The following is a 24,713-nucleotide window of genomic DNA, read 5'->3' as shown; positions in this document are numbered from 1 at the left end:
ACCTGCCCCCACCCGTTGCCCTGCCGCGGCTGTGCGAGGCTCGGTCACCGAGCGCCTTCGGGGCCCCCCATGACGCCGCGCCAGCGGTGTCATGGGGATCGTTAGTACCCGCGCCCCGGATCGACCCGATGCAGCGGCTTCTCGCCGCGGAGGACGCGGCGGATGCTCTCCGCCACGTCGCGCGCCGCGCTCTCCGGCACGGTGATGCTGGCGAGGTGCGGGGTGATGAGCACATTCTCCATCCGCCACAGCGGGTGCCCCTCCGGCAGTGGCTCCTGGTTGAAGACGTCGAGTGTCGCCGCTTCCAGCGTGCCGTCGCTGAGCGCGACCAGCAGCGCCGCCTCATCCACCACCGGCCCGCGGCAGGCATTCACCAGCTTGGCGCCCCGCGGCAGCAGGCCAAGTTCCCGCGCGCCGATCAGCCCGCGCGTCTCCGGCGTCAACGGCACCAGCGCCACCAGGATCTCGCTCTCCGCCAGCACCGCGTCCAGCGAGCCCTCCCAGCGCACGCCCGGGATATGCTTCGGGCTGCGGGACCAGCCGGTGACGCTATAGCCCATGCCCGCCAGCGCCGCCGCCGCCGGCCCGCCCAACTCCCCGAGCCCCAGCACGCCCACCTTGATCCGGTCCAACGCCCGCGGGTGGCGGTACTCCCACACGCCGCGCCGCTGCGCCCGCTCGAAATGGTGGATGTCCCGGGCATAGCGGGTGACGGCGAAGACCACGTAGCTGGTCATCAGCTGCACCATGCCGGGGTCGTTCAGCCGGGCGATGGGCACGGGCGGCAGATCGTCCCGCCCCACCAGGCTATCCACCCCGGCGCCCAGGTTGACCACCAGCTTCAGCCTGCGCATCGGCGCGAAGAAGTCGGCCGGCGGCTTCCAGACCAGCGCCGCCTCGATCTCCGCTGGGTCGCCGAGCTCCGGCGCCACGCGGAACTCCGCCTCCGGCAGGGCGGCGCGGAGAGCGCGGTGCCAATCCTCCGGATCGTCCACCTCGCTGAAGAAGCCGACGGCCACCATCAGCGCGACACCCCGGCGGCGATGAGGTCCGCCATGGCGCCGATCGCCAGCTCATAGCCCAGCGGGCCGAGCCCGCAGATGGAGGCGGTCGCCGCCTTGCTGGTGAAGGTCTTGTGCCGGAAGGCCTCGCGGCGGTGGATGTTGCTCATATGCACCTCGATCACGGGGCCCTCGATCATCAGCAGCGCATCCAGCACGGCGATCGAGGTGTAGGACAGGCCGGCGGCGTTGATCAGCAGCCCATCGGCGCGCTCGCGGGCTTCCTGGATCCAGTCGATGAGCTGGCCTTCGTCATTGGTCTGGCGAAACTCCAGCTCCAGCCCATGGCGCTCGGCCGCCGCCAGGCAGCGGGCCTCGATCGCCGGGAAGCTTTCCGTCCCGTAGGTGCCCCTGGCGTCCAGCCCGTACATGTTCGCATTCGGGCCGTTGAGGAAATAGGCGGTCGGCATGGATCACTCCCCCGCTCGCATGGTTTCACGCGCCGGGGGCGGGCGCCATGCCGAATTGCAGCGCCGCCAGCCGCGCATAGAGCCCGCCCTGCCGCACCAGCGCCCCATGCGTGCCGCTCTCCGCGATGCGCCCGCCCTCCAGCACCAGAATGCGGTCAGCGCGGCGAACCGTTGCCAGGCGGTGCGCCACCACCAGCGTGGTGCGGCCCCGTGCCAGCCCTTCCAGCGCCTGCTGCACCGCCTGCTCGCTCTCGGCATCCAGGGCGCTCGTCGCCTCGTCCAGCAGCAGCACGGCCGGGTCGCGCAAAATGGCGCGGGCGATGGCCAGGCGCTGCCGCTGCCCGCCGGAGAGCATCACCCCCTTGGTGCCGAGGAAGCTGGCATAGCCCTGCGGCAGGGCCCGCAGGAAGCCGTCCGCCGCGGCCGCCTGCGCGGCTGCCACGACCTCGGCTTCCGTCGCCTCCTGCCGGCCGAATCGGATATTGTCCGCAGCGCTGGCGGAGAAGATCACCGGCTCCTGCGAGACCAGCCCGAGCCGGGACCGCAGGGCGGCGGGATCGACCCGGGTGATGTCCACGCCATCCAGCATGATGCGCCCCGCCTGCGGGTCGTAGAAGCGCAGCAGCAATTGCAGCACCGTGGTCTTGCCGGCGCCCGAGGGGCCGACCAGCGCCACATGCTCGCCCGGTTCGATGGTGAAGGAGATGCGATCCAGCGCCGAGTGCTCCGGCCGAGAGGGGTAGCGGAAGGAGACGTCCTCGAAGGCGATGCGGCCGCGCGTCGGGCTCGGCAGCAGGGCAGGGTGGGCGGGCGCGGTGATGGCGGGCGGCACCTCCAGCAGTTCCACCAGCCGCTCCGCCGCCCCGGCGGCGCGCTGCACCTCGCCCCAGACCTCGCTGATCTGCGCCCCGGCGCTGGCCATCAGCACGGCGTAGAGGACGAAAGCCGAAAGCTCCCCGCCCGTCATCCGCCCCGCCAGCACATCCCGCCCGCCGACCCAGAGGGCGAAGGTGATGGCCCCGAAGCCGAGCAGGATGACGGCGAGCACCTGCATCGACCGCGTGGCGATCCGCCGCTGCGCCGCGGCCACGGAGGCTTCCGCCTGGGCGGCGTAGCGGGCGCTCTCCGCCGCTTCCCGCGTGAAGGCCTGCACCGTGCGGAGGCCATAGATCGCCTCCTCCGCCGCCACGCCGAGATCGGCCACCCGCTCCTGCGCCACGCGGCTCAGCCGCTTCTCCCGCCGCCCGAAGGTCACCAGCGGCAGCACCACCAGCGGCACGACGATGGCCACGAGGCCGGCCAGCTTCAGGCTGGTGACCAGCAGCATGGCGAAGGCGCCGGCCGCCATCAGCGCATTGCGCAACCCCTGGGACACGGCGGAGCCGATCAGCGTCTGCAGCAGCGCCACATCGGCGGAGAGGCGGGAGAGGATGTCGCCGGTCCGGGCCGTCTCGAACCAGGCGGGGGAGAGGCGAAGCAGATGGTCGAAGACCTGCCGGCGCAGATCGGCCGCGACCCGCTCTCCGAGCCAGGTGACGAGCCAGTAGCGGCCCGCCGTGGCGATGCCGAGCGCCGCCACCAGGCCGAACATGCCCAGCGCCGCGACGTCCAGCCCGGAGGTGCTGCGATTGGCGAAACCGGCATCGATGAGGTGGCGGAGGCCCTGGCCGAGCGAGAGGACCAGGCCAGAGGACAGCAGCAGGGCGAGGGCTGCAAGGCATACCCGGCCACGATAGGGACGCAGGTAAGGCAGCAACAGGCCGAGGGAGGCGATGCGGGACATGCGGCAGGGTAGCAGGATGAGAGGGGCTCTGCCCCTCTCATCCTCTCCCCGCCAAAGGCCGGAGGGGTTTTGGAAACCACGAGTCTGGCACCCGACGGTCGGACCGCTGCACTGATCTGGCATCAATGCGCCGGCCCCGGCACACTCCCGCCATGCCCGACACCCTCCGCAACCACGCCGCCCTGATCCTGGCCGATACGCTCGGCGCCATCCTCGCCGGCCACCGCGAGAGGAGCGTGGCCGCCATCACCGCGCGGCATGCGACGGGCGGCGTGCCGCTGCTGGGCTGCGCCGCCGCCGCGCCGCCGCCCATGGCCGCCTTCCTCACCGGCCATGCCGGCACGGCGGTGGAGCTGGATGAGGGCAACTACGCCGCCGGCGGCCACCCCGCCATCCACGCCATCGCCCCGGCCCTGGCCGAGGCCGCCGCCAGCAACCCGAGCGGCGAGGCGCTGCTCTCCGCCATCATCGCCGGCTATCACGCAGGCTCCCGCATCGGCCATGCCATGCGCTTGCGCCCGGCCGCGCATCCGCATGGCACCTGGGGCGTGGTGGGTGCCGCGGCGGCGGTGGCGACGCTGCGGGGCTACCCGCCGGCACGGCTTCAGGCGGCGCTGGAACTTGCCGCGAGCCTCGGCCTCGCCACCAGCGTCACCGCCTCCCTCCGCGGCGGCTCCGTGCGCAACATCTATGCCGGCGCGGCGGCGCAGAACGGGCTGCTGGCGGTGGATCTCCTGGAGGCCGGCGTCACCGGCGAGCCCGGCGGCATCCCCGTGGTCTTTGGCCAGGTGATCGGCGAGGGGTTCGACGCGGCCGCCTACGAGGAAGCCGCCACCCGGCCCTTCATCCTGGAAGCTTTCCTCAAGACCAGTGCCTGCTGCCGCGAGACTCAGGGGGCGCTGGAAGCCATCGAGCTGCTGTTGGCGGAGGCGCCGCTGGACCCCGCGCAGGTGACGGCGATCGAGGTCGCCACCTTCGCCTCCGCCGCGACGCTCGCGGAACGCGCGCCGGTCTCCCCCATCGCCGGCCGCTTCAGCATCCCCTTCACCGTGGCGACGCGCATCCTGCACGGCCATGCCTGGGTGGAGGCCTTTGCCGAGGCGGCCATCGCCGACCCCGCCACCCGCGCCCTGGCGGCCAAGGTGAGCGTGCGCGAGGAGCCCGCCTACACCGCCCGCCAGCCGGCCGAGCGCGTCTGCACCCTGGTGCTGCGCCTGGCGGATGGCACGGTGCGGGAGCGCACCGTCATCGGCACCCCCGGCGACCCCGACCGCCCGCTGCCCGAAGCCGCGATGCGCGAGAAGTTCCGCCGCATGGTCGAGCCCGGCTTCGGCCCACGCTGGACGGCGATGTGGGAGATGGCGCGCGGCGTTGATGGCCTGCCGCGCTGCGCCGAGCTGATCGCCGCCTTCCGGCCATAGCGGAGGCGCCCGCTTCCACCCGCGAGGCCCAGACTCAAGTTTTCAAAGGCCCTTCGGCCTCTGGCGGGGGCTGGACCCAATGTGTCCAACCGGGCGGGGCAGCACCCCTCCGATCACCCCTCCAGCCTAACCCCCGTCCTTGCCACCACCGCGCGGTATTTCTCCTGTTCCCGCACCATGAAGCCCCGCGCCTCGTCCAGCCCGTTCGGCGCCCGCCAGGCGTCGTGCCCCGCTGCCAGCAGCCGGTCCCGCAGCGCATCCTCGTGCAGCGAGGTCACCAGCGCGCGGTTGATGGCGCTGGCCGCCGGCAGGGGCATGTTCGGCGGCCCCACCAGGATGAACCAGGTGTCGAATTCGAAGCCCGGCACGCCCGCCTCCACCAGCGTCGGCATGTCCGGATAGGTGGGGAAGCGCTGCCGGCCGGTGACGGCGATGCCGCGTACCATGCCGTCCCTGATCATCTGGTTGGCGGAGGCCAGGGCGGCGATGCCGAATTGCGCCTCCCCCGTATGGATGGACTGCATCATCTGCGCTCCGCTGCGATAGGGCACATGGACGAAGCGGGTCTTCAGGCTTTGCGCCAGCATCTCGCTGGCCAGGTGCAGCACGCCGCCGACGCCGGAGGTGGCGTAGGTGATGCTCTCCGGTGGCGCGCTGCGCAGCCTTTCCACCACCTCCGCCGCGCTGTTGGCGGCGAAGCGGTTGTTCACCACCAGCACCAGGGGCGGCGCGCCGATGATGCCCAGATGGGTGAAGTCGTTCACCGGGTCGTAGCGGTTCCAATTGGTGATGGCGTTGGGGGCAATGGCGTGGGAGCCGGTTTCCGCCACCATGAAGGTGAAGCCATCCGCCGGCTGGCGTTTCAGCCATTCGCTGCAAACCGCGCCGGAGGCGCCCGGTCGGTTCTCCACGACGATGCGGGTGCCGGCGCCGAGATGCGCCGCCATCCGGTCCGCCAGGAGGCGCGCGGCGATGTCGGTGGAACCGCCCGGCGAATAGCCGGTGACCAGGGTGACCGGCCGCTCGGCGAAATTCTGCGCCCGCGCTGCCCCAGGGGCAATCCAAGGGGCGGCTAGCGACGGCGCAAGTGCAAGGCCGGAAAGCAGGCTACGGCGGCGCATGACGTGAGTCCTCCCGATTTTCGGGAAGTAGGCAATGCGCCGGCCGGAATGAAAAGAGGGAAAACGCGGGGGCTCAGGCCCCCTGCAATTCCACCCCGGCGGCGGAGCGGCCCCGTTCCCCGTAATTCGCCCCGGAATACTCGCTCATGAAATCCAGGTAGGTGAAGGGCTGGAACCGCGCCGGGTTCGTCTTGCTGACGCAGGTCGGGATCGGCGCCATCACCGCGTCGTAGGAGCAATCCATGAAGAAGGGGATGGCGTAGCGTTCCTGCCCGCTGCGGTTGGTCACGCGATGCGGCGTGGCGAGGAAGAGCTGGTTGGTCCAGCGCCGCAGCATCATGCCGCCATTCACCAGGAAGCAGCCCTCCAGCGCCGGGGCGTCGATCCAGGTGCCGTCCGGCAGGCGGATGGACAGGCCCGGCACCTTGTTCTGCGCCAGGATGGTCATGAAGCTGGTATCGGCATGCGGCGCCAGGCCCCATTCATCCTCGGCCGAGGTCGGCTCCTGCTGCGGGTAGTGGGTCATGCGCAGGGTGAACATCGGCTCGCGGAACTTGTCGTCGAACCAGTCATGCGGCAGGCCGAGCGCAGCGGCGTAGATCGGCACCAGCGTCTTGCCGAGCTTCTCCATCGCCCCGGCGTATTCCAGCGCCGTCTCGCGGAAGCCGGGCAGGTTCGCCGGCCACTGGTTCACCGCGCGGAAGCGCTTGCCGGCCAGCACGTCCGGATGGTCCAGCGGCAGCTCGCGCTTGAAGAACACCGCCTCGTTCATGTTGGGCTTCTTGATGCCGTCCACCGCATTCATGCGCGTGGTGTTGCCGCGCATCGGCAGGTAGCCCTGGTTGTGCTCGTTGAACGGCATGGCGAGCTTCGCCTCGAGCGGCTGCGCATGGTAGCGCGCGGCGGCATCGAAGGCGGCGTCGATCAATGGCTGGGGCACGCCGTGGTTGCGGACGAAGTAGAAGCCCACCTCGGTGAAGGCGCGGCGCAGCTCGGCTCCCAGCGCTTCCAGGGCGCCGGGGCGGCCTTCCAGCAGCGGCCCGAGGTCGAGGATGGGAATGGTGGCGGGCATGGCAAGCCTCCTGCGCTGTCGCCTCAACCCTAGGACCATGCGCGCCAAGCGGGCAAGCCGGCGGAGGCTGCTGCCGTGCTGGGCAGAAAGCGGTGCATTGTCCTGGCGATGTGCGCTTTGCCCCCTTGCCCAGGGGGTGCCCCTGGCCTTCACTCACGCCGGTTCTGCCGGAGACCCGCGATGCGCCGCCTTGCCCTGCTGCTGACCGCCCTGCTCCTCGCCGTGCCCGCAGCGCAGGCAGAGGCCCCGCGGCCCATGGTCTGGGGCGACAGCCTGGCCGCGACGCTCGACCCGCACGCCATCTTCGACGTGCCGAGCCAGTTCATTCTGCTGAACGCCTATGACGGGCTCTACCGCTACCAGGGCAATCCGCCGCGGCTCGAGCCCTGGCTCGCCACCGGCACCACCACCAGCGAGGATGGTCTCACCTGGGAATTCACCCTGCGCGATGGAGTGAAATTCCATGACGGCACGGTGATGACCGCGGAGGATGTGGTCTATTCCTTCCGCCGTCTGCTGGCGATGAACCGCGCCCCGGCCGCCGCCTTCAGCCCGGTGCTGAAGGCCGAGAACGTGACGGCGCCGGCGCCGAACAAGGTGCGCTTCGTGCTCAGCCAGCCCTATGCGCCCTTCCTTTCCGCCATGCCGCTGGTCGCCATCGTGAACAGCAAGCTGGTGCAGGCGAACACGGTGAACGACGACTGGGGCGCCACCTGGCTGGCGGCGCATGATGCCGGCTCCGGCGCCTATATGGTGGACCCGGACACCTACCGGGCGCGCACCTCGCTGGATTTCAACCGCTTCCGCGACCACTTCCTCGGCTGGTCGCACAACCGCAACCCCTTCGACCAGGTGCGTGCGCGCCCGATCCTCGAGACCAGCACACGTGTTCTGGCGCTGCAGCGCGGCGAGATCGACGCCAGCGACAGCTACCTGCCGACCGACCAGGTGGAGCGGGTGGAGCGGAACAACCGCACGCGCGTCCAGAAGGACGAATCCATGCGGGTCTTCATCATCCGCATGAACAACCGCAAGCCGCCCTTCGACAACCTCGATGCCCGGCTCTGCTTCGCCCATGCCTTCAACTACGAAGGCTTCAACAACATCATCCTGCGCGGCTTCGTCATCCGGAATGCGGGCCCCAACCCGAACAGCCTCTGGGGCAACCCGCCGGATCTCGCGCCCTATGCCTTCGACCTCGCCAAGGCGAAGGAGCATTGCGACCGGGCCCGCGCTGCGGGCGCGCCGCTGAACCGGGAGATCGAGATCCACCTGCAGACCGAGCTGGAGCAGACCACCCAGGCGGCGCAGATGTTCCAGGCCGATCTGAGGCGGCTCGGCATCAACCTGAAGATCGTGCCGAACACCTGGGCGAACATCACCGCCTCCACCTCCCGGCCCGAGACGACGCCGGATAGCTGGATCCACTGGGTCAGCGCCTATTTCATCGACCCGGAGAATTGGATCGGCCAGATGTATGACAGCCGCTTCCACGGCACCTGGAAGGCGTCCAGCTGGTACCGCAACCCGCGCGTCGATGAGCTGCTGACCCGCGCCCGCACCAGCCTGGATCAGGCGGAGCGCGAGAAGCTGTACCAGGAGGCGACGCGGCTGGTGGTGGCGGACAGCCCGGATATCTGGGTGTACAACACGGTCAATCTCCGCGGCGTCTCCCGCCGGGTGCAGGGCTGGAACTTCTCCCCGGTCGGCTCGGGCGGCGAGCTCCGTACCCTCTGGGCGCAGCAGTAGCGGGCAGTGGCACGCTATGTCCTGCGCCGGGTGCTGCTGGCGCTGCCGGCGCTGTTCGGGCTGGTGCTGCTGACCTTCGTGCTGACGCGGGTGATCCCCGGCGACCCGGCGGCGGCGCTGGCCGGGGACAGCGCGACGCCGGCGCAGATCGCCGAGATCCGGGTGAAGTACGGGCTGGACCGGCCAATCCTGGAACAGGCGCTGGTGCATATCCGTCAGGTCCTCACCGGGGATTTCGGCCGCTCCATCTTCTCCGGTCGGCCGGTGACGGAGGAGATCGCCCAGCGCCTGCCCGCCACGCTGGAGCTGACCTTCGCCGCGCTCTTCCTGGCCACCGTCATCGGCATCCCGCTCGGGCTGGTGGCGGCGCTGAACCATAACGGGCCGGTGGACCAGCTCGTCCGGCTGCTTTCGGTGGGCGGGCTCGCCATCGCCTCCTTTTGGCTGGCGCTGATGCTGCAGCTCGTCTTCGCCATGGATCTCGACATCCTGCCGCTGCGCGGGCGGGTCGATGTGGATCTCGGCCTGCCGCCGACCGTCACCGGGCTCGCCACCATCGACAGCCTGCTGGCCGGGCGCTTCGACCAGTTCCGCGACGCCATCTGGCATCTGGTGCTGCCGGCGGTGACGCTCTGCCTGCCCGGCCTTGCCAGCATCGCCCGCTTCACCCGCTCCGGCATGCTGGAGGCGCTGCAGAAGGATTTCGTGCTCTATGCGCGGGCGGCCGGCTACGGCAGTTTCCGCCTCTACACCATCTACGTGCTGCGCAACGCGGTGACGGCGACGGTGACGCAGATCGGCCTGCTCTTCGGCGCGCTCATCTCGGGCGCCGTGGCGGTGGAGGCCATTTATGACTGGCCGGGCCTCGGCACCTATGCGGTGCAGGCCATCGTGACGGCCGACTACAAGGCGCTGCTGGCGGTGACGCTGGTGGTCGGCGTGGTCTATGCGGTGGTGAATGTACTGGTGGACCTGGCCCAGGCGCTGATCGACCCGCGCGTGGCGGAGGACGTAAGATGATCGCGCTGAAGCGGCTGCTGCGCGACCGGGTCGCCAGCTTCGGCCTGGCGCTGGTGCTGTTCGCGGTCCTCGTCGCGCTCTTCGCCCCCTGGCTGGCGCCCTATCCGGAAGACGCCTTCGAAAGCCATATCCTGCAGCGGCTGCGGCCGCCCTCCGCCGAATTCCCCTTCGGCACCGACAATCTCGGGCGGGACATCCTCTCCCGCGTCATCCTCGGCACGCGCAGCGCGCTGGTTGTCGCGGTGGCGGTGGTGGGGGCGTCGCTCGCCATCGGCGTGCCGGTGGGGCTGGTGGCGGGGTGGCGGGATGGCTGGCTCTCCGACCTGCTGATGCGCGTCACCGACGTCTTCCTCGCCGTGCCGCAGCTTATCCTGGCGCTGGCGCTGGGGCAGTTGCTGGCGCCGGGGCTGACCACCGCCATGCTGGCGCTGGCCCTGACCTACTGGCCCTTCTTCGCCCGCACCGTCTATGCCGAGACGCGGCGGCTGCGCGGCGCGCTCTTCGTCGATGCGCTGGCCGGCATCGGCGCTTCCACCCCGCGTATCCTGCTGCTGCATGTGCTGCCCAACGCGGCGCCGGCCATCCTCATCCGGGCGACGATCGGCATGGGCTTCACCATCCTCACCGCGGCGCTGCTCGGCTTCCTCGGCGTCGGCGCGGCGCCGCCGGACCCGGATTGGGGGCTGGCCGTGGCCGAGGCCCGGCAGCACCTGCCGGAGGCCTGGTGGTTTCCGACCTTCCCGGGCCTTGCCATCCTGCTGCTGGTGCTGGGCTTCAACCTGCTGGGCGACGGGCTGCGCGACATCGCCGACCCGCGGCTGCGGAGGAGCCGGCATTGATGCCTCCCCACGAAGCCGCTGCGCGGTTCCGCGGCGGCCCCGGCCTCCCCCTGCGGCCAGTGCTTCGGCACAGCCTGCCTCGGCAAAGCCGCGGCAGGGCAGCACGAGGCGCCGCATGATGGGCGCGACCCTTGCGCGGCCGCTGCTCTCGGTCGAGAACCTTGCCGTGCATATCCGCACCGATGCCGGGCCGGCGCGCATCCTGGACGATGTGACGCTCGCCGTGCCGAAGGGCGGCTCGCTCGGCGTGGTGGGCGAGAGCGGCTGCGGCAAATCCACGCTGCTGCGCGCCATCCTCGGCATCCTGCCCGGCGGCGCCACCGTGCCGAAGGGCGCGGTGCTGTTCGAGGGGCGGGACATCCTGGCCGATCGCGGCGCCTCGGCCCGCGGGCGGATCGGCTTCATCCCGCAGGACCCCTATCTGTCGCTGAACCCGGTGTTCCGCGCCGGCGACCAGATCCTGGAGGTGATGCGGCGGCACGCGCCCGGCAGCCGGCGGGACCACAAGGAGAAGCTGGTGGAGCTGTTCCGCGCGGTGCAGCTGCCCGATCCGGGCGGGGCGCTGGCGAAATACCCGCACCAGTTCAGCGGCGGGCAGCGGCAGCGGCTGCTGATCGCGGCGGCGCTCTCCTGCGAGCCCTCCCTGGTCGTCGCCGATGAGCCGACCACGGCGCTGGACGTGACGACGCAGCGGGAGATCCTGGCGGTGCTACGCCAGCTCATCGCGGAGCGCGGCCTGTCGCTGCTCTTCGTGACGCATGATTTTGGCGTGCTGGCGACGGTGTGCGACCAGGTGGCGGTGCTCTATTCCGGGCGGGTGGCGGAGACCGGGCCGACCCGGGCGGTGCTCGATGCGCCGCTGCACCCCTATGCGCGCATGCTGCTGGCCTGCCATCCGGACCGCGCCACGGATCTCCTTGGCATTCCCGGGACGGTGCCGGCAGCGACAGCGCAGCCGCCCGGCTGCCGCTTCCATCCGCGCTGCCCGCAGATCCATTCCGGCTGCCCGATCGAGGTGCCGCCGATGCTGCCGGTCGGCGAGGCGCGCGCGGTCGCCTGCCCCTGGCATGGGGAGGCGGCCCGTGGCTGAGCTGGTCGGAGCCAGCGGGCTCGTCGTCGAGCTTGGCGCGCGGCGCGGGCTGTTCCGCCGGCGGCCCGGCGTCCGGGCGGTGGATGGCGTCGATCTCTCCGTCGCCGCCGGCGAGACCTTCGGCGTGGTCGGCGAGAGCGGCTGCGGCAAGACGACCCTGGCGCGCACCCTGCTCGGCCTGCAGCGCGAGGCGGCGGGGGAGATCCGGCTGGAAGGCCGCCAGGTGGGCGGCGAGGGCCCGGCCGCCGCGCGCCGCACCCGCGCCGCCGTGCAGTATGTGCATCAGGACCCCGGCGCGGCACTCGATCCCTGGTGGCAGGTGGGTGCCACCCTGGCGGAAGGGCTGCGCATCCATGGCGTTGCGGATGCGGCGGAGCGCGAGGCGCGCATCGCCGAGATGCTCAAGGCGGTGGGGCTCGATCCCGCCTTCGCCGCCCGCTACCCGCATGAGCTCTCCGGCGGGCAGCAGCGGCGCATCGGCCTGGCGCGCATCCTGCTGCTGCGGCCGAAGCTGGTGATCCTGGACGAGCCGACGGCCGGGCTGGACCTCTCCGTCCAGGCCGCGGTGCTGCGGCTGTTGCAGGAGCTGCGGGAGCGCTTCGGCCTCACCTACCTCTTCATCAGCCACGATCTTTCCGTGGTGCGCCGCGTCTGCGACCGGGTGGCGGTGATGTATCTCGGCCGGGTGGTGGAGGAAGGCGCGGCGGCGCGGCTGTTCGCCGCGCCGCGCCACCCCTATACCCGCGCCCTGCTGGCCGCCGCGCCGCGGCTGGACGGCGCCGCCGCAGGCCCGGGCCTGCCCGGCGACCCGCCCAGCCTGCGCGCCGTACCAACCGGGTGCCGCTTCCACCCACGGTGCGGCGCCGCCGAGTCCCGCTGCGCCACCGAGGCGCCAGTACTGAAGGACGGAGTCGCATGCCATCTCGCGGCCTGAACTCATGGTTTCCAAAGGCCCCTCGGCCTTTGGCGGGAGGGAGCCCGAGGGAGGGCAGGGCCCTTCCTCGGGAATGCTGATGTCCTGCGATCCCGTCACGCTCGAGATCATCCGCGGCGCCGCCCGCGCCGCCCAGGCGGAGATGGAGGCGCTGCTGGAGCGCACCGCCATGTCCGCCTTCATCCGCGAGAAGAAGGATTTCTACACCGCGCTCTTCGATGCCTCCGGCGCCATGGCGGTGGGCAGCGATTTGCCGATCTTCGGCGACATCGTCGGCCCGGTGCTGCAGCATTATCCGCTGGAGAGCATGCGGCCGGGCGACCTCTACTGGTACAATGACTGCTACGGCAGCCGCGGCGCCGTCTCCCATTCCAACGACCAGGTCTTCCTGGCGCCGGTCTTCCTGGGCGAGACCCGCGTCGGCTTCGTCATGGGCTGGGCGCATTTCTCCGATATCGGCGGGCTGCGCCCCGGCTCGCTGAGCCCCGACGCGACCGACCATTTCCAGGAGGGCATCATCATCCCGCCGGTGCGGCTGATGCGGGATGGCGTGGCGAATGAGGATCTGCTCCGCACCTTCTGGCGCAACAGCCGCTTCCCGCTGCAATCCCAGGGCGACACCCGCGCGCTGATGGCGGCGGTGCGGCTGGGCGAGGCGCGGGTTGCCGAGCTCGCCGCGCGCTTCGGGGCGGAGGTGCTGGCGGACGCCTTCGCGCAATTGCTGCGGCGGACGGAAACCCTGGTCCGCGCCAAGCTGCGGGCGGCCTTCCCGGTCGGCACCACCCGCTTCGCCGATGCGATCGACAGCGACGGCCAGGGCAACGGCCCCTTCGTGCTGCGCCTCGCACTGACGCGCACCGAGGATGACCGCTTCATCCTCGACGCCACGGCGACGGACGACCAGGCACAGGGCCCGGTGAACCTGCTGATGCACCCGGATGTGCCGGGCATGGCACTCGGCCTCTACTTCCTCCAGGGCGAGGCGGGGCAGGTGCTGAATGCCGGCGGACCCCGCGCCATCGACGAGGTGCGGCTGCGGGAGGGCTCGCTGCTCTGGCCGCGCTCCCCGGCGCCGCTCGGCCTCCGCGGGCTGACCATGATGCGGCTGCTGGCGGCGATGCATGGGCTGGTGGCGGTGGCGCGGCGGGGCGAGGCGCCGGCGGCGCATTCCGCCTATGTCATCCTGGCGCTGCGCGGCGCGCATGCTGGCCGCCGCTTCCTGATGAGCGACGGCGTCGCCGTCGGCTATGGCGCGCGGCCCTTCGCCGATGGGGTGGATGCCGTCTATTTCGTCGCGCAGGAGAATTACCCGGCGGAGTTCATGGAGCTGACCTATCCGGTGCGGCTGCGCGAATACGGGCTGCACCGCGACAGCGGCGGGGCAGGGCAGTTCCGCGGCGGCTGCGGTGTGGTGCGGGAGTACGAGGTGCTGTGCGAGGAGGCGCAGCTCGCCATCCGCATCGACAGCGTGAAGAACCCGCCCTGGGGCGTGGCCGGCGGCATGAATGGCGGCAGCGGCCGCGCCGTGGTCAATCTTGGCCGGGCGGATGAGCGGGTGCTGCCGCCGCTCTCGGACGGCACGGTGCTGAAGCGCGGCGACGTGCTACGGCTGGAGACCGGCGGCGGTGGCGGCTGGGGGCACCCCTTCGCACGGGACCCGGCGCTGGTGCTGGCGGATGTGCAGGGGGGCGCGGTGAGCATGGCGGCGGCCGAGCGCGACTACGGCGTGGTGATCCGCGACGGCAAGGTGGATGTGGCGGCGACGGCCGCGCGGCGCGAGGCGCGCGGCGAGGTGAAGCTGTTCCACCGCAAGGGCTATGCCGATGCCGTCGCCTAAGCCGGGGGAGCGCGACCTGCTGGTCGCCGTCGATATCGGCGGCACCTTCACCGACATCACCCTGCAGGATGCCGCGACCGGCGAGGCCTGGACGGCGAAGACGCCCTCCACCCCGCGCGATCCCTCCGAGGCCTTCCTCACCGGCGTCGGGCTGGCGCTGGCGGAGGCGGGGCGAAGCGCGGGCGAGATCGGCCGGGTGCTGCATGGCACCACCGTCGCCACCAACCTGATCCTCGAGGGCAAGACGGCACCGACCGCGCTGCTCACCACAAAGGGTTTCCGGCATGTGCTGGAAATCGGCCGGGCCGATCTGCCGCGGCGGGACAATCTCTGGGCCTGGCGCAAGCCGAAGCGCCCGGTTCCGCCCGCCCTGGTCTTCGAGATCCCCGGCCGCATCGGCGCCGATGGTGCGGAGCTGGCGCCGCTGGACGAAGCGGCCGTCCGCGCCGCCGTCACCGCCGCGCAGGCGGGCGGCGCCCAGGCCATCGCCATCTGCTTCCTGCACAGCTTCGCCAACCCGGCCCAGGAACGCCGCGCGCTGGCGATCGCCCGCGAGGTGGCGCCGGGCCTGGCCCTCACCGCCTCCTGCGACGTGCTGCCGGTGGTGCGGGAGTATGAGCGCAGCATGGCGACGGTGCTGAACGCCGCCGTCATGCCCGCTGTCGCCACCTATGTCGGGCGGCTGGAGGAGAGGCTGGCCAGGGGCGGCATCGCCGCGCCGCTGCTGCTCATGCGCTCCAATGGCGGCGTTGCCGGCGCCGCCGCCATCCGCCGCGCGCCGGTGCAGACGGCGCTTTCCGGCCCGGCCGCGGGCGTGGTCGGCGCCGCCGCCATGGCGCGGGCGGCGGGCATTCCGGACATCATCACCGTCGATATCGGCGGGACCTCGGCGGATATCTGCCTTATCAAGGGCGGCCAGGCGGGGCTGACGCAATCCGGGCGGGTTGGGCCCTGGCCGCTGCCCCTGCCGATGGTGGACATGGTGACGATCGGCGCCGGCGGCGGTTCGCTGGCGCGGGTTGCCGGCGGGGCGCTGACGGTGGGGCCGGAGAGCGCGGGCGCCGATCCCGGCCCCGCCTGCTATGGCCGCGGCTGCACCCGCCCGACGGTGACGGATGCGCATCTCGTCCTCGGCCACCTGCCGCCTTCCCTGCTGGGCGGGCGGATGGCGCTGGACCTGGCGCGGGCAGAGGCGGCCATCGCCGAGCATGTGGCGCAGCCGCTGGGCCTCACGCCGGAGGCAGCGGCGCGCGGCATCCTGGCCATCGCCGACAACACCATGGTCGGCGCCATCCGCATCGTCTCGGTGGAGCGGGGGCATGATCCGCGCGGCTTCGCCCTCGTCCCCTTCGGCGGCGCCGGGCCGCTGCACGGCACGGCGCTGGCGGAGCTGCTGGGGATGAACCGCGTGCTGGTGCCGCCCTCGCCTGGGGTGCTCTGCGCCCAGGGGCTACTGGCCGCCGATCTGAAGGCGGAGTTCAGCCGCAGCGTGGCGCAGCCCCTGGCCGGGGCCGACCCCGTCGGACTGGAGGCGGGCTTCGCCGCGCTGGAGGGAGAGGCCGCCGCCTGGTTCGCCCAGGAGGCGGTGGCGGAGGCGGACCGCAGCACCCGCCGCATCGCCCTGCTGCGCTATGAGGAGCAGGGCTTCGAGCTGGCGGTGCCCTGGCCGGCCGCGGCCGATCCCCGCCCTGCCCTGGCCGAGGGCTTCGCCGCCGCGCATCGCGGCCTCTATGGGTTCGACCTGCCCGGCATCGCCATCGAGATCGTCACGCTGCGGGTGGAGGCGGCGGGGCGCCTGCCGGCCCCTGCCATGCCCGCCCCGCGTGGCGGCCAGGGCGCGGAGATCGGCACCCAGCCCCTCCGCCGGCCGGAAGGCGCGGTGCAGGCGCGGATCCTGGACCGCGCCCGGCTGGCCGCCGGGAAGGGGTTCGCCGGCCCCGCCATCCTGACCCAGCTCGACGCCACCACCCTGGTCCCGCCCGGCTGGCACGGCCGGGTACTACCTGCCGGGGCGGTGCTGCTGGAGCGCGGCTAGACTCAAGGTTTCCAAAGGCCTTTCGGCCTTTGGCGGGTGGAGCTCGAGGAGGGCAGCGCCCTCCTCGCCCCCCCCTTCCGCTCATCTCCCCGCCACGCCACTTTCCCCGGATGATGCTGCAAGCCTTCCCCCATGGCCGAGTCTGACGCCGACCGGGCACATATGCGCGCCGCCCTGGCCCTGGCGCGGCGCGGCCTGGGCAATACCTGGCCCAACCCGGCCGTCGGCTGCGTGCTGGTGAAGGACGACCGGGTGGTGGGCCGCGGCTGGACCCAGCCCGGCGGCCGTCCCCATGCCGAGACCCAGGCCCTGGACCGGGCCGGCGAGGCCGCCCGGGGCGCCACCGCCTATGTCACCCTGGAGCCCTGTTCCCATTGGGGCCGCACGCCCCCCTGCTGCGACGCGCTGATCCGCGCCGGGGTGCGGCGCGTGGTCGTCGCCGCCGGCGACCCCGACCCGCGCGTCGACGGCCGCGGCCTCGCCCGGCTGCGGGAGGCCGGCGTGACCGTCGAGACCGGCCTCTTCCGGGCGGAGGCGGAGGCGCTGAATGCCGGCTTCGCCCGCCGCATCACAAGCGGCCTGCCGCTCGTCACCCTGAAGCTCGCCACCACGCTGGATGGCCGCATCGCCACCGCCACGGGCGAGAGCCAGTGGATCACCGGCCCGGAAGCCCGCCGTGCCGCCCACGCCATCCGCGGCCGGCACGATGCCATCCTGGTCGGCAGCGGCACGGTGCTGGCCGATGATCCGGAGCTGACCTGCCGTCTGCCCGGCATGGCCCGCGTGCCGCTCGCCCGGGTGGTGGCGGATTCCCGGCTGCGCACGCCGCTCGGGGCGAAACTCGTTGCCACGGCGCGGCAGGTGCCGACCTGGATCGCCACCCGCACTGGCCAGAAGCCCGCCGCCCTGGCGCCCTACCAGGAGGCGGGGGTGGAGATCCTGACGGTGCGGCGGGAGCGGCGGGGGCTCGACCTCGCCGCCCTGCTCGGCGCGCTGGCCCAGCGGGGCATCACCCGGGTCATGGCCGAGGGCGGCGCCGGGCTGGCCGCCGCCCTGCTCCGGGCCCGGCTGGTCCAGCACCTCGCCTGGTTCCACGCGCCCGGGATCATGGGCGGGGATGGGCTTCCGGCGGTGCAGCCCTTGCCGCTGGACCTGCTTTCCGCCATGCCCAGATTCCGGCGTGTTTCCAGCCGGCCCGTCGGGGCGGACTGGCTCAGCGAATTCGTCAACGAGGAGGCCGAGGGGCCATGTTCACCGGAATCGTGACCGACCTCGGAACGGTCAGGGAGGTGCAGCCGATCGGGGAGGGGCAGGATATGCGCCTCGTCATCGGCACCTCCCCGGCTTTCCTGGCGGAGCCGCAGAAGGCGGTGATCGGCGCCTCCATCGCCTGCTCCGGCTGCTGCCTCACGGCGGTCCAGCTCGGCGGCGACTGGTTCGCGGTGGATGCCTCGGCCGAGACCCTGTCGAAGACCACCCTGGGCGGCTTCCGCCCGGGCAGCCGCGTCAACCTCGAACGCTCGCTCCGCATGGGCGACGAGCTGGGCGGGCACCTCGTCTCCGGCCATGTGGACGGGGTGGCGGAGGTGCTCTCGGCGACGCCGGAGAATGGTTCGGTACGCTGGCGGTTCAGGCTGCCGACCGGATTGTCGCGCTTCGTCGCCGTGAAGGGCTCCATCGCCATCGATGGCGTCTCGCTGACGGTCAACGAGGTTGACGGGGACGTGTTCGGGGTCAACATCATTCCCCACACCGCCGCCGTGACCACCTTCGGGACGCTGCAGCCCGGCGCGCGGGCGAATATCGAGATCGATACTCTGGCCCGCTATGTCGCGCGGCTGGTGGCGGCCGATCCGGGGGCCCTGTCCCCGCCGGCCGCGAGGTGAAGGACCCCAGGATGACCGCCGCCCTGCCACACAAGGCGAGTTTCGCCGAATTCATCTCCCCGACCGAGGAGCTGATCGAGGAAGCCCGACGCGGCCGCATGTTCATCCTGGTGGATGACGAGGATCGCGAGAACGAGGGCGACCTCGTCATCCCGGCGCAATTCGCCACGCCGGACGCGATCAACTTCATGGCCAAGCATGCGCGCGGGCTGATCTGCCTGGCGCTCGCCCGCCACCGGGTGGAACAGCTCGGCCTGCCGCTGATGGCCGCCGCCAACGGCACGCGGCACTCCACCGCCTTCACCGTCTCGATCGAGGCGAAGGAGGGCGTGACCACCGGCATCTCCGCCGCCGACCGGGCGCACACCATCGCCGTCGCCATCAATCCGGAAATGGGGCGGGAGGATCTGGTGACCCCAGGCCATGTCTTCCCGCTGATGGCGCGGGATGGCGGCACCCTGGTCCGCGCCGGGCATACCGAGGCCTCGGTCGATCTCGCCCGCCTCGCCGGGCTGAACCCGTCCGGCGTGATCTGCGAGATCATGAACGATGACGGGACGATGGCCCGGATGCCGGACCTCGTCTCCTTCGCCCAGCACCATGGCCTGAAGCTCGGCACCATCGCCGACCTCATCGCGCATCGCCGGCGCACGGAACGCCTGGTGCGGCGGATCCAGGAAGGGACGATCGACCATCCGGTCGGCGGCGAGTGGCAGCTCGTCGTCTATGCCAACACGCTGGAGCGTGGCGAGCACCTGGCGCTGGTGAAGGGCGACGTTACCGCCCCCGGTCCCGTCCATGTGCGCATGCACGCCGCCAACCTGCTGCACGACACCATCATGGGCGCCGGCACCCGCGACCTGCACGACGCGATGCGGATGATCTCCCAGGCCGGGCGCGGCGTGGTGGTGGTCATCCGCGACTGGCGGCCGACGAATATGAGCGAGCAGGTGAAGCGGAACAAGGATCGCCGCGTTGCACCGCCGGAGATCCGCGACTATGGGATCGGCGCCCAGATCCTCGCCGATCTCGGCGTACGCGACATGGTGCGGCTGTCCAACAACCCGAGGCCGATTGTCGGCCTGGAAGGCTACGGCCTGAGGGTTGTCGAGACGCGGCCGCTCCTCCGGAAGGACGTGGAATGAGTACGATCGACGCGCCGGAGCGCGTGGCAGAGCCCGTTCCGGGCCCCGCGCCGCGGCTGCTGGTGATTGAGGCGCCCTATTACGAGGCGGTGGTAAGCGGCATGCGCCGCGGCGCGGAGCAGGTCTTCGCCGCCGCCGGCGCCACCCACCGGACGGTGGCCGTGGCCGGCGGCTATGAGCTGCCGGCGGCGCTGCGCATGGCGCTCAGCCAGACGCAGGAGCAGTATGACGGCTTCCTCCTGCTCGGCTGCGTGGTGAAGGGCGAGACGGACCACTACGACTTCATCTGCACCGCCATCTGCCAGGGGGTGATGGACATCTCCAGCGAGACCGGCGCCGCCATCGGCTTCGGCCTGCTGACCGTGGACACCCTGGCCCAGGCGATCGCCCGCTCGGGCGATGACAAGCACAATAAGGGGGCCGAGGCGGCGCATGCGCTGCTCGGGCAGCTCAGGCTGCGCCGGCACTGGGGTCTCTGATGCCGAAGGAAGCATCGGAGACGCCGGAGCTCGACCGGCTGCGCGCCGAAATGGCGGCGGAGGCAAGGCCCGAGGCGCCGAAGCCGCAGGCGAAGCCCGCTGCCAGCGCGCCGAAGCCGGCGGGTAAGGGCAAGCGCGCGGCGGCGGCGGCGCCCGGCTCGCGCGGCCGGCCGCGCACCGGCGCCAGGCTGGCGGCGGTGCAGGCGCTCTACCAGAGCGAGCAGACGGGCGAGGCCGCCGAGCCCATCATCTCCCAATTCCTCCGCCATCGCCTCGGCACCGGCGCCTTCGAGGACGGCCAGGTGCCGGAGGCGGATGCGCCGCTGTTCAGCGCCATCGTCCGCCGCGCGGCGAAGAACGGGGAGGTGCTGGACGGGCTGATCGCCCGACACCTGGATGCGGATTGGCCGCTGGCCAAGCTGGACCCGGTGCTGCGCGCCCTGCTGCGCGCCGCGGCGGCCGAGTTGTGGGAGCAGAAGGCGCCGCCGGCGCGCGTGGTGATCAACGAGTATCTCGACATCGCGCATGGCTTCTTCGGCGGCGAGGAGCCGCGCTTCGCCAATGGCGTGCTGGACGCCATGGCGCGGGCGCTGCGCGCCGAGGAATTCGCCGCGCCGCACCGGCGCTGAGGCGCGGCGGCCGATGACCCTGCCGGGCGAATTCGCCCTTATCGCCCGGCATTTCCGCAAGCTGGCCGGGCCCGGCGCGCTGGATCTGGCCGATGACGCCGCGCTGCTGGACCCGCCGCCGGGCCGGCAGCTCGTGCTGGCGGCCGATGCCATGGTGGCGGGGGTGCATTTCCTGCCGGAGGATCCGCCGGAGGAGATCGGCCGCAAGCTGCTGCGGGTGAATCTCTCGGACCTTGCCGCCATGGGCGCGGTGCCGCTCGGCTATCTGATGACGACGGCGCTGCCGCCGGGCACGCCGGAGGCATGGCTGGCCGGCTTCGTCGCCGGGCTGGCGGCGGACCAGGCGGAGTACGGGCTGAGCGTGCTGGGCGGCGATACCGTCTCCATCCCGGGGCCGACCAGCCTCTCCCTCACCATCCTCGGCCATGTCGCGCCCGGGGCGGCGCTGCGCCGGGCCGGGGCGCGGCCGGGGGATGAGATCTGGGTCTCCGGCAGCATCGGCGATGGCGCGCTCGGCCTGCGGGTGTTGCAGGGCAAGCTCCCGGCGGATGCAGGGGGCCATCTGGCGCGGCGCTACCGGCTGCCGCAGCCGCGGTTGGCGCTGGGCCAGGCGCTCTCCGGCCTGGCGCGGGCGGCGATGGATGTCTCGGACGGCCTCGTCCAGGACCTTGGCCATCTCTGCCGCGCCGGCGGCTGCGGCGCGGTGCTGCGGGCAGATGCCGTGCCGCTTTCCCCCGCCGCTGCGGCGCTGCTGGCCGGCGACCCGGCGCTGCTGCCGCTGGTGCTGGGGGGCGGCGACGATTACGAGCTGCTCTTCGCGGCGCCGTCCGGCGAGGCGGCGGAGGTTGCGGCGCGCGCCGCCAGGGCTGGCGTGCCCGTCACCCGCATCGGCGCCTTCGTCGAAGGTGCGCCAGAGGTGCAGGTGCTGGATGCGGCCGGCGCACCGCTGACCCTGCCACGCCTCGGCTGGAGCCACTTCTAGAGCATGCTGCGTTCGCTTGCGCTCACGCAGCATGCTCTGGGTTGTTGTTTTGCAAGCATTTTCACGCGCTCAGATGAGTCCATCTGAACGCGATCTGCTCTAGCACCCTGGCCCGAACCGCCGGGTCTCAAGCTCATGGTTTCCAAAGGCCTTTCGGCCTTTGGCCGGGGAGAGCCCGAGAGGGGGCAGCGCCCCCTCTCGGCCCGCCCTATTTCCACTCGCCCCGAATCGCGCTCAACATCCCCCTCCAACCGACTCCCGAGGATACGCCATGACCCCGCCCGAACGCCTGCGCGCCCTGCTGGCCGAGCCCGGCCTCGTCGCCATGCCGGCGGTGTGGGATGGCATCTCGGCCAAGCTCACCGCCCAGGCCGGGTTCAAGACCGCCTTCCTCTCCGGCTCCTGCGTCGCCGCCAGCCGGCTCGGCGGGCCGGATCTCGACCTCATCTCCTTCGGCGAGATGTTCGACAGCTTCACCATGGTCCGCCGCGCCGCGCCGGAGCTGCTCATCCTGGCGGATGGCGACCATGGCTACGGCAATGCCATGAACGTGCAGCGCACGGTGCGCGCCTATGGCCAGGCCGGCGCCGCCGCCATCCTCATCGAGGACAAGATCACCCCGCGCGGCCTGACCTCCGCCGGCAAGCCCTGCATCCCGCGGGAGGAGGCGCGGATGAAGATCCGCGCCGCCGTCGCCGCGGCGAAGGAGAGCGGCATCCTCATCCTCGCCCGCACCGATTGCCGCCCGACCGCCGGCATCGAGGAGGCGGTGGCGCGGATCGAGATGTATGTGGAGGAGGGCGCCGACATCCTCTTCCTCGATAGCCCGGCGGATGAGGGCGAGGTGCGGCGCGCTGTCGCCGCGGCCAAGGGCAGGCCCTCCTTCGCCGTGCTGTCCCCGGGCGGCGGGCGGATCACGCCCAGCCAGCAGCTTGCGGCGGAGCTCGGCCTGAAGATCGGCACCTTCCCGACGGGCATGATCTCGCCCGCCATGGCCGGCATCCTGGCCGGGCTGGAGGCGGTGAAATCGGGCGGGCAGGAAGCGCCGGGCGCGCTGCCGGCGGCGCAGTTTCGTGAGCTGCTGGGCTATGGCGCCTATGAGGCGGCGGCCAAGCCCTATGTGACGGAGGGCTGAGATGGCCGGGGTGCTGGCCGGCAAGGTCGCCCTCGTCACCGGCGCGGGCAGGAATATCGGCCGTGCCATCGCGCTGAGCCTGGCGCGGGACGGCGCGGCGGTGGTGGTAAATGGCCGCCACGACCAGGCGGCGATCGAGGGCGTGGCGGCGGAAATCCGCGCCGCCGGCGGCACCGCCATCGCGCATCTGGCGGACATCACCCAGCCCGAGGCCGTGGCCGCCATGGCGGCGCGGGCGGAGGCGGAGCTGGGCGGGATCGACATCGCGGTGGCCAATGCCGGGCTGCGGCGGCAGACGCCCTTCCTGGAGATGTCGCTGACGGAGTGGCGGGAGATCCTCTCCGTCGCGCTGGACGGCGCCTTCATCCTCACCCAGGCGGTGGTGCCGCAGATGATCCGCCGCGGCGGCGGCTCGATCATCGGGCTGTCGGGGATTTCCACGCATATCGGCACGCCGAACCGGGTGCATGTCTCGGCCAGCAAATCCGGGCTGGAAGGGCTGATGCGGGCGCTGGCGGTGGAGCTGGCGCCGCATGGCATCCGCTGCAACGCCGTGGCGCCGGGCAGCATCGACACGGTGCGTGGTGCCTCGGCGGGCGCGCGGCCGAGCACGCTGCAGGAGAGCGGGGTGCCGCTGCGGCGGAAGGGCACGGTGGAGGAGATCGCCGCCATGGTCCGGCTGCTGGCAGGGCCGGAAGGCGGCTACGTCACCGGGCAGACCATTCATGTGAATGGGGGGGCTTTTCTTACCTGAGGGTCGACGGAGGGCGCTGGTTGCGGCAGCGCCGCAACCCCTCGAGCTCCCACCTGCCAGGGGCCGAAAGGCCCCTGGGCCCCTTTGAGTCGGCAGGTTGAACCTGCGCGCGCCAAGCTCATGGTTTCCAAAGGCCCTTCGGCCTTTGGCGTGGGGGAGCTTGAGGGGGAGCAGAGCTCCCCCTCAACCCCGCGCCCCGAACAGGATCACCCCCGCCCCGCCCAGGCACAGCCCCGCCCCGGCCAGGTCCCACCGGTCCGGCGGCCGCCCCTCCACCGCCCACATCCAGACCAGGCTCGCCACGATATAGACCCCGCCATAGGCGGCGAAGGCGCGCCCCGCCAGCTCGGCCGGGCTCAGCGTCAGCAGTCCGGCGAAGGCGGCGAGGCTGAGGCCCCCCGGCAGCAGCCAGAGCGGCGAGGCGCCCAGCCGCCACCAGGCCCAGGCGGCGAAGCAGCCGGCGATCTCGGCCAGCGCCGCCAGCGCGTAGATCAGCGCGGTCCGCATCTAGGGCAGATCGCCGTAGGGCGGCATCGCCCGAAGGCGTGAATCTGCTCTGCGAACAAAGGCGCAGAGCGTTTTCGGTGCACGCATGTGAACCGAAAACGCTCTAGCTGGTCGGCGATCCCTCGCTCGGCCTCGTCGCCGCCCCGGCCTTCACCCGCGCCTCGGGCAGCGGGATGAACTCCTCCGCATCGCCCGGCACCTTGGGGAAGCTCTGCGCCCGCCACGCCTCCTTCGCCTGCTCGATCCGTTCCCGGCTGGAGGCGACGAAATTCCAGAACAGGTAGCGCGGCCCATCCATGGCGGCGCCGCCCAGCAGCAGCAGCCGCGCGCCCTGCGGCCCGGCGATCAGCGCCAGCTTGTCCCCGGCGCGGAACACCAGCATCCGCCCCGCCTCGAACACATCGCCCGAGACGCTGACGCTGCCCTCCAGCACATAGGCGGCGCGCTCCTCCTGCTGCTCCGGCAGCGGCACCGCGGCGCCGGGCGCCAGCACGGCATCCGCGTAGAAGAGCGGCGAGGCGGTGGCGACCGGGGAGCGCAGCCCCCAGCCCTCGCCGGCGATCAGCCGCAGCGAGAGGCCGCCATCGGTGACGGCCGGCAGGCTCTCGGCCGGGTGGTGGACGAAGCCGGGCTCGGTCTCCTCCAGCGCCTTCGGCAGCGCCACCCAGAGCTGGATGCCGTAGAGCGGGTTGGCATGATCCCGCTCCGCCGCATCGGTCCGCTCGGAATGGACGATGCCGCGCCCGGCCGTCATCCAGTTCACCGCCCCCGGCAGGATGGGCTGGCTTGTCCCCAGGCTGTCCCGGTGCAGGATGGCGCCCTGG

General features: G+C 72.0%; 23 protein-coding genes. 16 read left to right on the top strand and 7 right to left on the bottom strand.

What is annotated here, in order from left to right; translation table 11 throughout:
* Positions 1-101: 101 nt before the first annotated feature.
* From NJ376_RS12780 to NJ376_RS12770, 3 genes are read right to left on the bottom strand one after another with little or no spacing between them, the layout of a single operon-like run.
* Positions 102-1,022, bottom strand: coding sequence for a 2-hydroxyacid dehydrogenase (locus NJ376_RS12780; protein WP_252953653.1), 921 nt, complete (start codon positions 1,020-1,022; stop codon positions 102-104).
* Positions 1,022-1,471, bottom strand: coding sequence for a type II 3-dehydroquinate dehydratase (locus NJ376_RS12775; protein ID WP_256476315.1), 450 nt, complete (start codon positions 1,469-1,471; stop codon positions 1,022-1,024). The genes NJ376_RS12780 and NJ376_RS12775 overlap by 1 nt, the downstream gene beginning before the upstream one ends.
* Positions 1,472-1,496: 25 nt before the next feature.
* Positions 1,497-3,254 carry an ABC transporter transmembrane domain-containing protein gene (locus tag NJ376_RS12770; RefSeq protein ID WP_252953652.1) on the bottom strand — a complete coding sequence of 586 codons (1,758 nt, stop codon included), beginning with the start codon at positions 3,252-3,254 and terminating at the stop codon, positions 1,497-1,499.
* A 152-nt stretch (positions 3,255-3,406) separates the two neighbouring features.
* Between NJ376_RS12770 and NJ376_RS12765 the strand changes: the two genes are divergently transcribed.
* Complete coding sequence (locus tag NJ376_RS12765) at positions 3,407-4,675, top strand: MmgE/PrpD family protein (RefSeq protein WP_252953651.1); 1,269 nt, start codon at positions 3,407-3,409, stop codon at positions 4,673-4,675.
* 113 nt (positions 4,676-4,788) lie between these two features.
* Here NJ376_RS12765 and NJ376_RS12760 read toward each other — a convergent pair whose 3' ends face one another.
* Together NJ376_RS12760 and NJ376_RS12755 are read right to left on the bottom strand one after the other, a co-directional pair.
* Positions 4,789-5,796 carry a Bug family tripartite tricarboxylate transporter substrate binding protein gene (locus NJ376_RS12760; protein ID WP_252953650.1) on the bottom strand — a complete coding sequence of 336 codons (1,008 nt, stop codon included), beginning with the start codon at positions 5,794-5,796 and terminating at the stop codon, positions 4,789-4,791.
* Positions 5,797-5,869: 73 nt separating this feature from the next.
* The gene (locus tag NJ376_RS12755; protein WP_252953649.1) at positions 5,870-6,868 is read right to left on the bottom strand and encodes an isopenicillin N synthase family dioxygenase; all 999 of its coding nucleotides are present in this window, start codon (positions 6,866-6,868) and stop codon (positions 5,870-5,872) included.
* Positions 6,869-7,048: 180 nt separating this feature from the next.
* On the opposite strand from NJ376_RS12755, the gene NJ376_RS12750 reads away from it, so the two are divergent.
* The 15 genes from NJ376_RS12750 (at position 7,049) to NJ376_RS12680 (ending at position 23,382) form a co-directional block, all read left to right on the top strand.
* Positions 7,049-8,617, top strand: a complete 1,569-nt coding sequence (locus tag NJ376_RS12750; RefSeq protein ID WP_252953648.1) for an ABC transporter substrate-binding protein — start codon at positions 7,049-7,051, stop codon at positions 8,615-8,617.
* A gap of 6 nt (positions 8,618-8,623) precedes the next feature.
* On the top strand, positions 8,624-9,637 hold the full coding sequence (locus NJ376_RS12745) for an ABC transporter permease (RefSeq protein WP_252953647.1): 1,014 nt from the start codon (positions 8,624-8,626) through the stop codon (positions 9,635-9,637).
* Positions 9,634-10,476: an ABC transporter permease gene (locus tag NJ376_RS12740; protein WP_252953646.1), complete on the top strand. Its 843-nt coding sequence runs from the start codon at positions 9,634-9,636 to the stop codon at positions 10,474-10,476. Before NJ376_RS12745 ends, NJ376_RS12740 begins: the two co-directional genes overlap by 4 nt.
* 118 nt (positions 10,477-10,594) lie before the next feature.
* Positions 10,595-11,566 (top strand): ABC transporter ATP-binding protein, encoded by a 972-nt coding sequence (locus NJ376_RS12735; RefSeq protein ID WP_252953645.1) that lies wholly within the window; start codon positions 10,595-10,597, stop codon positions 11,564-11,566.
* Positions 11,559-12,500 carry an oligopeptide/dipeptide ABC transporter ATP-binding protein gene (locus NJ376_RS12730; protein ID WP_252953644.1) on the top strand — a complete coding sequence of 314 codons (942 nt, stop codon included), beginning with the start codon at positions 11,559-11,561 and terminating at the stop codon, positions 12,498-12,500. The genes NJ376_RS12735 and NJ376_RS12730 overlap by 8 nt, the downstream gene beginning before the upstream one ends.
* Positions 12,501-12,579: 79 nt before the next feature.
* Positions 12,580-14,337, top strand: a complete 1,758-nt coding sequence (locus NJ376_RS12725; protein ID WP_252953643.1) for a hydantoinase B/oxoprolinase family protein — start codon at positions 12,580-12,582, stop codon at positions 14,335-14,337.
* Complete coding sequence (locus NJ376_RS12720; protein ID WP_252953642.1) at positions 14,324-16,372, top strand: hydantoinase/oxoprolinase family protein; 2,049 nt, start codon at positions 14,324-14,326, stop codon at positions 16,370-16,372. Before NJ376_RS12725 ends, NJ376_RS12720 begins: the two co-directional genes overlap by 14 nt.
* Before the next feature lie 132 nt (positions 16,373-16,504).
* The gene (gene ribD, locus NJ376_RS12715; RefSeq protein WP_252953641.1) at positions 16,505-17,638 is read left to right on the top strand and encodes a bifunctional diaminohydroxyphosphoribosylaminopyrimidine deaminase/5-amino-6-(5-phosphoribosylamino)uracil reductase RibD; all 1,134 of its coding nucleotides are present in this window, start codon (positions 16,505-16,507) and stop codon (positions 17,636-17,638) included.
* Complete coding sequence (locus tag NJ376_RS12710) at positions 17,620-18,258, top strand: riboflavin synthase (protein ID WP_252953640.1); 639 nt, start codon at positions 17,620-17,622, stop codon at positions 18,256-18,258. Before ribD ends, NJ376_RS12710 begins: the two co-directional genes overlap by 19 nt.
* Before the next feature lie 11 nt (positions 18,259-18,269).
* Positions 18,270-19,403 carry a 3,4-dihydroxy-2-butanone-4-phosphate synthase gene (gene ribB / locus NJ376_RS12705; protein WP_252953639.1) on the top strand — a complete coding sequence of 378 codons (1,134 nt, stop codon included), beginning with the start codon at positions 18,270-18,272 and terminating at the stop codon, positions 19,401-19,403.
* Positions 19,400-19,882, top strand: coding sequence for a 6,7-dimethyl-8-ribityllumazine synthase (ribH, locus tag NJ376_RS12700; RefSeq protein WP_252953638.1), 483 nt, complete (start codon positions 19,400-19,402; stop codon positions 19,880-19,882). Before ribB ends, ribH begins: the two co-directional genes overlap by 4 nt.
* Positions 19,882-20,511, top strand: a complete 630-nt coding sequence (gene nusB, locus NJ376_RS12695) for a transcription antitermination factor NusB (protein ID WP_256476314.1) — start codon at positions 19,882-19,884, stop codon at positions 20,509-20,511. Before ribH ends, nusB begins: the two co-directional genes overlap by 1 nt.
* Before the next feature lie 13 nt (positions 20,512-20,524).
* A complete protein-coding gene (thiL, locus tag NJ376_RS12690; RefSeq protein ID WP_252953637.1) occupies positions 20,525-21,493 on the top strand; it encodes a thiamine-phosphate kinase in 969 nt (322 codons plus the stop codon).
* A 271-nt stretch (positions 21,494-21,764) separates the two neighbouring features.
* Positions 21,765-22,628, top strand: a complete 864-nt coding sequence (locus tag NJ376_RS12685; protein ID WP_252953636.1) for an isocitrate lyase/PEP mutase family protein — start codon at positions 21,765-21,767, stop codon at positions 22,626-22,628.
* A gap of 1 nt (position 22,629) precedes the next feature.
* A complete protein-coding gene (locus tag NJ376_RS12680; RefSeq protein WP_252953635.1) occupies positions 22,630-23,382 on the top strand; it encodes an SDR family NAD(P)-dependent oxidoreductase in 753 nt (250 codons plus the stop codon).
* A 183-nt stretch (positions 23,383-23,565) separates the two neighbouring features.
* On the opposite strand, the gene NJ376_RS12675 is transcribed toward NJ376_RS12680, so the two are convergent.
* Together NJ376_RS12675 and NJ376_RS12670 are read right to left on the bottom strand one after the other, a co-directional pair.
* Positions 23,566-23,889, bottom strand: a complete 324-nt coding sequence (locus NJ376_RS12675; RefSeq protein WP_252953634.1) for a YnfA family protein — start codon at positions 23,887-23,889, stop codon at positions 23,566-23,568.
* 103 nt (positions 23,890-23,992) lie between these two features.
* Positions 23,993-24,713 (bottom strand): pirin family protein (locus NJ376_RS12670; protein WP_252953633.1); only part of this gene is annotated, 721 nt, incomplete at its 5' end.

Origin of the sequence: Siccirubricoccus soli (genome assembly GCF_024178315.1) — a bacterium.
Lineage (GTDB): Bacteria > Pseudomonadota > Alphaproteobacteria > Acetobacterales > Acetobacteraceae > Siccirubricoccus > Siccirubricoccus soli.
The sequence above is the reverse complement of the archived record's forward strand: the minus strand, read 5'-3'. Positions and strand labels throughout refer to the sequence as shown.

Bases quoted from the DNA above. Each gene is read 5' to 3' on its own strand.
- NJ376_RS12780 (WP_252953653.1), bottom strand. From the start codon at position 1,022: ATGGTGGCCGTCGGCTTCTTCAGCGAGGTGGACGATCCGGAGGATTGG.
- NJ376_RS12775 (WP_256476315.1), bottom strand. From the start codon at position 1,471: ATGCCGACCGCCTATTTCCTCAACGGCCCGAATGCGAACATGTACGGG.
- NJ376_RS12770 (WP_252953652.1), bottom strand. From the start codon at position 3,254: ATGTCCCGCATCGCCTCCCTCGGCCTGTTGCTGCCTTACCTGCGTCCC.
- NJ376_RS12765 (WP_252953651.1), top strand. From the start codon at position 3,407: ATGCCCGACACCCTCCGCAACCACGCCGCCCTGATCCTGGCCGATACG.
- NJ376_RS12760 (WP_252953650.1), bottom strand. From the start codon at position 5,796: ATGCGCCGCCGTAGCCTGCTTTCCGGCCTTGCACTTGCGCCGTCGCTA.
- NJ376_RS12755 (WP_252953649.1), bottom strand. From the start codon at position 6,868: ATGCCCGCCACCATTCCCATCCTCGACCTCGGGCCGCTGCTGGAAGGC.
- NJ376_RS12750 (WP_252953648.1), top strand. From the start codon at position 7,049: ATGCGCCGCCTTGCCCTGCTGCTGACCGCCCTGCTCCTCGCCGTGCCC.
- NJ376_RS12740 (WP_252953646.1), top strand. From the start codon at position 9,634: ATGATCGCGCTGAAGCGGCTGCTGCGCGACCGGGTCGCCAGCTTCGGC.
- NJ376_RS12735 (WP_252953645.1), top strand. From the start codon at position 10,595: ATGGGCGCGACCCTTGCGCGGCCGCTGCTCTCGGTCGAGAACCTTGCC.
- NJ376_RS12725 (WP_252953643.1), top strand. From the start codon at position 12,580: ATGTCCTGCGATCCCGTCACGCTCGAGATCATCCGCGGCGCCGCCCGC.
- NJ376_RS12720 (WP_252953642.1), top strand. From the start codon at position 14,324: ATGCCGTCGCCTAAGCCGGGGGAGCGCGACCTGCTGGTCGCCGTCGAT.
- ribD (WP_252953641.1), top strand. From the start codon at position 16,505: ATGGCCGAGTCTGACGCCGACCGGGCACATATGCGCGCCGCCCTGGCC.
- NJ376_RS12710 (WP_252953640.1), top strand. From the start codon at position 17,620: ATGTTCACCGGAATCGTGACCGACCTCGGAACGGTCAGGGAGGTGCAG.
- ribB (WP_252953639.1), top strand. From the start codon at position 18,270: ATGACCGCCGCCCTGCCACACAAGGCGAGTTTCGCCGAATTCATCTCC.
- ribH (WP_252953638.1), top strand. From the start codon at position 19,400: ATGAGTACGATCGACGCGCCGGAGCGCGTGGCAGAGCCCGTTCCGGGC.
- nusB (WP_256476314.1), top strand. From the start codon at position 19,882: ATGCCGAAGGAAGCATCGGAGACGCCGGAGCTCGACCGGCTGCGCGCC.
- thiL (WP_252953637.1), top strand. From the start codon at position 20,525: ATGACCCTGCCGGGCGAATTCGCCCTTATCGCCCGGCATTTCCGCAAG.
- NJ376_RS12685 (WP_252953636.1), top strand. From the start codon at position 21,765: ATGACCCCGCCCGAACGCCTGCGCGCCCTGCTGGCCGAGCCCGGCCTC.
- NJ376_RS12680 (WP_252953635.1), top strand. From the start codon at position 22,630: ATGGCCGGGGTGCTGGCCGGCAAGGTCGCCCTCGTCACCGGCGCGGGC.
- NJ376_RS12675 (WP_252953634.1), bottom strand. From the start codon at position 23,889: ATGCGGACCGCGCTGATCTACGCGCTGGCGGCGCTGGCCGAGATCGCC.